The organism is Longimicrobium sp. (assembly GCF_036280135.1).
Lineage (GTDB): Bacteria > Gemmatimonadota > Gemmatimonadetes > Longimicrobiales > Longimicrobiaceae > Longimicrobium.
On the sequence record NZ_DASURI010000632.1, the window covers coordinates 1 to 5,411 of the forward strand.

At 73.8% G+C, this 5,411-nt stretch carries 6 protein-coding genes; 3 read left to right on the forward strand and 3 right to left on the reverse strand.

Annotated elements, in window-relative coordinates; genetic code table 11:
• Positions 1-210 precede the first annotated feature (210 nt).
• From VFZ20_RS20445 to asnB, 3 genes are all read left to right on the forward strand, one after another.
• Entirely contained in the window at positions 211-552 is a 342-nt protein-coding gene (locus tag VFZ20_RS20445) for an MmcQ/YjbR family DNA-binding protein (protein ID WP_329685793.1), read from the forward strand.
• A gap of 178 nt (positions 553-730) precedes the next feature.
• Positions 731-1,420, forward strand: a complete 690-nt coding sequence (locus VFZ20_RS20450) for a DUF6875 domain-containing protein (protein ID WP_329685794.1) — start codon at positions 731-733, stop codon at positions 1,418-1,420.
• Positions 1,421-1,434: 14 nt separating this feature from the next.
• Positions 1,435-3,354 (forward strand): asparagine synthase (glutamine-hydrolyzing), encoded by a 1,920-nt coding sequence (gene asnB, locus VFZ20_RS20455; protein ID WP_329685795.1) that lies wholly within the window; start codon positions 1,435-1,437, stop codon positions 3,352-3,354.
• Positions 3,355-3,491: 137 nt separating this feature from the next.
• On the opposite strand, the gene VFZ20_RS20460 is transcribed toward asnB, so the two are convergent.
• From VFZ20_RS20460 to VFZ20_RS20470, 3 genes are all read right to left on the reverse strand, one after another.
• Positions 3,492-4,031, reverse strand: a complete 540-nt coding sequence (locus VFZ20_RS20460) for an ester cyclase (RefSeq protein ID WP_329685796.1) — start codon at positions 4,029-4,031, stop codon at positions 3,492-3,494.
• Between the two features lie 61 nt (positions 4,032-4,092).
• Positions 4,093-4,740, reverse strand: a complete 648-nt coding sequence (locus tag VFZ20_RS20465; protein ID WP_329685797.1) for an ester cyclase — start codon at positions 4,738-4,740, stop codon at positions 4,093-4,095.
• Between the two features lie 219 nt (positions 4,741-4,959).
• The gene (locus VFZ20_RS20470; RefSeq protein ID WP_329685798.1) at positions 4,960-5,361 is read right to left on the reverse strand and encodes a VOC family protein; all 402 of its coding nucleotides are present in this window, start codon (positions 5,359-5,361) and stop codon (positions 4,960-4,962) included.
• Between the last annotated feature and the right edge of the window lie 50 nt (positions 5,362-5,411).

Below are 5,411 nucleotides of genomic sequence, written 5' to 3' on the forward strand. Positions count from 1 at the left end.
GGTGGTGGGTGGGCGGCGGGCGTGATCCGAAGGATGGCGTCCGCCCGGCCCGCCGTCTTCTCCCCCGTTGCGCGAGTGAGCAACGGGGGAGAAGCCCGCGCGCTCCCCGGCCCCGTTCGTTGTGCGCCGGCCGTGGCGGCGCGGGCGCGGGCCGGCTATCGTTGCCGCGACCGGAATCCACGTTCCACGACGGGCGCAGGGAGGCAGACGATGATCACGGCGGACGAGGTACGGCGGCTGGCGCTTTCGCTTCCCGGCGCGGTGGAGGTGGAGACGTGGGGGCACCCCACCTTTCGCGTGCGCGACAAGATCTTTGCCTCGCTGGGGACGGACGGCACGGGCGGCGGGGTCAAGACGTCGCTGGAGGAGCAGTCGCTGCTCATCTCGTCGGACCCGGAGAGCTTCTCCGTGGCCGACTACGTGGGCCGCTTTGGCTGGGTGGACGTGAACCTGGCGACGGTGGACCCCGAGGTCATGCGCGGCATCGTCGTGGAGGCCTGGCGGCGCACGGCGCCCAGGACCCTCGTCAAGCAGTACGAAGCCGCGCAGTAGCCCCGCCCCCGTCCCCTCCCCGCCGTCCCTCATCCCCGCGCCGCCGCGCCCCCCGCGAGCGGCGCCGTCCGCCGTGGTGGCCCCATTCCGAGCAACGGGGGAGAAGCCCGCGCGCGCCGGCGAGCCGACCGTGTACGGGTCCACGCCGGTCCCCGGCCACGCAGAGACACGGAACCGGATGATGCTCGTCTCCCCGACCGATCCCCCGCTGTACCTGGCCGAGCCGCGGGACGTCGAGGGGGACCGGCCGCCGGCCCGCCTGCGGCCCTTTCTCTCCCAGGCGCGCGCCGTGCTCCGCTGGGCGCGCGCCTACCTGTGCAGCCCCCACGCGCAACTGGGGCGCGACGGGCCCGTGTGCCCCTACACGCAGCCCTCCCTGGACCGCACCCTCTTCTGGCTGGCCTTTCACCCCGGCGCGGACCCCGCGCCGGACCGGGCGGCCGCGGCCATCGGTCGGTACCGCGACTGGTTCCTGCGGCTGCCGCCGGAGGAGGGGCCCGAGGCGCAGTACAAGGCCATCCTGGTCCTCTTTCCCGAGCTGCCGCATTCCCGCGCGCCGCGGGTGGTGGACGGGGTGCAGGCCGCGCTCAAGCCCGCGTTCGTCTCCGCGGGGCTGATGATCGGCCAGTTCCACGCGGGGTGCGCGGAGCCGGCCCTGTGGAACCCGGGCTTTCACCCCCTGCGCAGCCCCGTGCCCCTGCTGGCCATCCGCCACATGGTGCGCACGGACGCGGCGTTCCTGGTGCGCGACGCGGGCTCGCTGGACGCCTACCTGCGGCGCTTCGGGGATTGCGTCCCCGCCCGGCTGGAGCCCGTGGTGCGCGAGGCCGCGGCGCGGTTCGGGATGGCCTTCGCCAGGACCTCGTGAAAGGGAGGGGCGCCATGTGCGGTATCGTCGCCAGCGTTTCGCGCCGCGGCGCGGTCTCGGCGGACGCCGTGGGCCGCGCGGCGCGGCGGCTGCGCCACCGCGGGCCGGACGTGCAGCAGGCGTGGGTGTCGCCGGACCGCCGCGCGGGGCTGGGGCACGCCCGGCTGAGCATCATCGACCTGCGCACGGGCGACCAGCCCATCGCCAGCGAGGACGGCCGCCTGCGGCTGGTGGCCAACGGCGAGCTGTATGACTTCGAGCGCATCCGCGCGGAGCTGGAGGCCCGGGGCCACGTCTTTCGCACGCGCTCCGACAGCGAGATCGCCCTGCACCTGTACGAGGACCTGGGCACCCGCGCCGTGCACCGGCTGCGGGGCGAGTTCGCGCTCGCCCTCTGGGACGGCCGCGACGGGCAGCTGTTCGCCGCGCGCGACCGCTTTGGCATCAAGCCCCTCTTCTACACGGTGCACGAGGGCGCCTTTCACCTGGCGTCGGAGGTCAAGGCCCTGGCGGAGCTGGGCGTGCCCCTGCGCTGGGACCGCGAGATGCTGCACGACGTGCAGTTCGTCACCCACCCGCCGGACCGCACGCTGTTTGCCGGCGTGTACCAGCTGCCGCCCGGGTGCTGCCTGCTGACGGACGGCGAGCAGGTGCGGGTGATGCCGTACTGGGACTGGGACTTCCCCCCCGACGGGGCGGACGGCGCCGGCGGGGACCCCGCGCAGTGGATCCAGCGGGTGCGGGACGCCCTGCGGGAGGCCGTGCGGCTGCGGCTGCGGGCGGACGTGCCCGTGGGGTGCTACCTGAGCGGGGGGCTGGACTCGTGCGCCCTGCTGGGGGTGGCGTCGGAGCTGTCGGGGCGGCCCCTGCGCGCGTACACCCTCTCGTTCGACCACGCGGACTACGACGAGGCGCCCATCGCCCGCGAGCAGGCCCTGCGCTGCGGGGCGGAGTACAACCAGGTGGACGTGCGCGCGGCGGACCTGGCGGACCACTTCGCCGGCGCCGTCCGGCACGCGGAGCGGCCGTTCGCCAACGCCCACGCCGTGGCCAAGTACCTGCTCAGCCGCGCCGTCCGCGACTCCGGCACCCGCGTGGTGCTCACGGGCGAGGGCGGCGACGAGATCTTCGCGGGCTACCCCCACGTGCGGCGCGACCTGGTGCTGCACGGCGGCGGCGACCCGGCGGAAAAGGCGCGGCTGCTGGCGGAGCTGGAGGAGAGCAACCGCGTCTCGTCCGGCACGCTGCTGCCGCAGGGGAGCACGGAGCTGGAGAGCGTGCGGCGGGTGCTGGGGTTCGTCCCCTCGCAGCTGGAGGGGTGGGCGCAGGTGGGGATGGCGCTGCTGGAGCTGGCCACGGACGACTTTCGCGCGGCGTTCGCGGGGCGCGACACCTACCGCGTGGTGCTGGGCTGCCTGGACGTGGAGCGGCAGATGGCGGGGCGGCACCCCGTCAACCAGTCGCTGTACCTGTGGGGCCGGACGATGCTGCCCAGCTACATCCTGTGCAACGTGGGCGACCGCATGGAGATGGCGCACTCGGTGGAGGGTCGCCTGCCCCTGCTGGACCACCACCTGGCCCGCGTGGCGGCCTGTATGCCGGTGGAGATGAAGATCCGGGGGATGACGGAGAAGTACGCCCTGCGCGAGGCCGCGCGCCCCGTGCTGACGGACACCGTCTACCGCCGGCAGAAGCACCCCTTCAAGGCGCCCCCCGCCACCCTGCGGACGGACGGCCCCCTGTTCGCGTTCCTGCAGGACACGCTGCGGGGGGCGACCCTGGACGGCCCCGGCATCTACGACCGCGGCCGGGTGGCGGCGCTGCTGGACGCGGTGCCGTCGATGGACGCCGGCGGCCGCGCCCGCACGGACATGCTGCTGATCTGGATGGCGGGGCTGTGCATCCTGCACGAGTCCCTGGGCGTGTCCGCCTGATCCGGAGCGGGGAAGACGGCGCCCCGGCGCGCGGGGCCTTTCGGCTCGCGGCGCCGTGCCGGCGGGGCGGGGGCAGACGGAGGGGACGCAGAGATCCGTTCTCTGCGTCCCCTCGTTTCCGCGCCCGTCCGCCGGGTTCAGGTGCCGGCGGGGGGCGGGCCTCCCCTGCCGGGCGCCGCGTCGTTGCGGCGCGGGCTCACGCGGTCGTGGCTGAACTCCGGCAGGGCCAGCGTCTGCTGGTCCAGCATGTCCAGCTGTGCCAGCAGCTCCAGCACGTGCAGCGGGTCGTCGTCGTGCTCGATGATCTTGCCGTCCTGGATGCGGACGAACTCCGTGCCGGAGATGCTGACCTTCTTTCCCGTGGCCCCGCGGCCCACGAACCGGCCCTGGTGGGTGCCCGTCATGGACCAGCGCAGCACCACCCGGTCGCCTTCGGCCACGATGAACTCCTCCTTGAAGCGCTTGTCCGGAAATGCCTCTTTTTCGCGCATGATCTCCGTCTGCACGCGCTTGACCACGGGCGCGCGGCGGATGGACGGCTCCAGCCCCAGCATGCGGCTGTGGTCCCGGATGCTGGGATGCAGCAGCTCGGCCACGCTGGCCGTGTCGCCGTCGTTGAACGCCTTGAGCATGCGGCGCACGATCCCCTTGTTGCGTTCCAGTGTCTCGTCAGGCATGGAATCCTCCCGTCGTCATGGATGCGTCGCGGCCCATCCCGCCCGGGCCCGCGGGCCCGGCCTACCGGCCGCGGCCGGGTGCGCCGCCGCCGCCCGGGCCGCGGCCGGGGTTGTCGTCGGGCCGGCCGCGCGGCGGGTCCGTGCGCGGGCCCCGGCCCCCGGTGTCGCCGCCCGTGCCGGAGGCGTCGGCCGTGGAGCGCGTGCTGCCGGCCTGCTCCCGCTGCTCCGCGAGCGGGACGGCGAACTCCGGCGTGCGCAGGACGTCGGCGCAGTCCAGCAGCCCCATCTGCCACAGCAGGTCCAGGATGTGGAGCGGATCGTCGTCGTGCTCCACGATCTGCCCGTCGCGGATGCGGATGAACTCCGTCCCGGCGGTCTTTACGGCGCGCCCCGTGGGCTTGCGGCCCAGGAAGGTGCCCGTGTTGGTTCCCGTCATGGCCCAGCGCAGCATCACGCGGTCGCCTTCGGCCATGATGTACACCTCCTCGAACCGCCGGTCGGGAAACGCCTCGCCCTCGCGCATGACCTCCGTCTGCACGCGGCGCACGGCGGGCGCGTCGCGGATGCCGGGCTCCAGCCCGATGGCCCGGCTGCGGTCCAGCAGGTCCGGGTGCAGCAGCTTTTGCACGATCTCGGCGTTGCCCGTGTTGAACGCCTCCAGCATCTGGCGCACGATGGCCTTGTTCTGTTCCAGTGTATCGTCAGGCATGGGATTCTCCTCCCTGGAAGGTGCGCACATCTCACGACGGCCCGCTCACCGCAGGATCGTAGCTCCGCCGCGCCGGGGGCTCTTCTCCCACCTTGCTCAGTTCCTCCCGCCAGTTATACCGGGATGCGGCGGCACACGAAGACGCGGGGGCGCGGAGACGGTTCTCCGCGCCCCCGCGTGCCGCGCGAGGCCGCCGTTCGTCCAGGCCGGGGCCCGCCCTCAGCCGCGGGTGGGGTGGCGCTCGTAGCGGGGCTGGTACAGGTCCACCTCCACGTCGGGGGCCATGCGAAAGCGCGCCAGCAGGCCCCATCCCTCGTCGCGCACCTCGGAGGTGAACTCCACGCCCCGCGCGCGCATCTCGCGCATGGTGGCCTCCAGGTCGTCGCAGGAAAAGGAGAGCTCGGCCACGCCGGGCTGCGGGGGCAGGCCCGCTCCGTCCCCGCCGTGCCCGCCGCCGTCGTCGTCGCCCGTGGGGTGCGCGGCGATCTCGGCGGCGGGGGCGTCGAAGAGGAGCCATCCGCCGCCCACGTCCGTGGCGGGCAGGCCCAGCTTGTCGCGCATGAAGTCACGCATCTGGTCGGCGTGACGCGTGAAGCAGGTGACGTGCAGACCCGTGATCATTTCACGCTCCTCCGGTGGGAAAGGGGGGGATTGCGGATCGGCGCGCGCCG

Excerpts from the sequence above, each read along its gene's own strand:
- VFZ20_RS20445 (WP_329685793.1), top strand. The coding sequence starts at position 211 with ATGATCACGGCGGACGAGGTACGGCGGCTGGCGCTTTCGCTTCCCGGC.
- VFZ20_RS20460 (WP_329685796.1), bottom strand. The coding sequence starts at position 4,031 with ATGCCTGACGAGACACTGGAACGCAACAAGGGGATCGTGCGCCGCATG.
- asnB (WP_329685795.1), top strand. The coding sequence starts at position 1,435 with ATGTGCGGTATCGTCGCCAGCGTTTCGCGCCGCGGCGCGGTCTCGGCG.
- VFZ20_RS20465 (WP_329685797.1), bottom strand. The coding sequence starts at position 4,740 with ATGCCTGACGATACACTGGAACAGAACAAGGCCATCGTGCGCCAGATG.
- VFZ20_RS20470 (WP_329685798.1), bottom strand. The coding sequence starts at position 5,361 with ATGATCACGGGTCTGCACGTCACCTGCTTCACGCGTCACGCCGACCAG.
- VFZ20_RS20450 (WP_329685794.1), top strand. The coding sequence starts at position 731 with ATGATGCTCGTCTCCCCGACCGATCCCCCGCTGTACCTGGCCGAGCCG.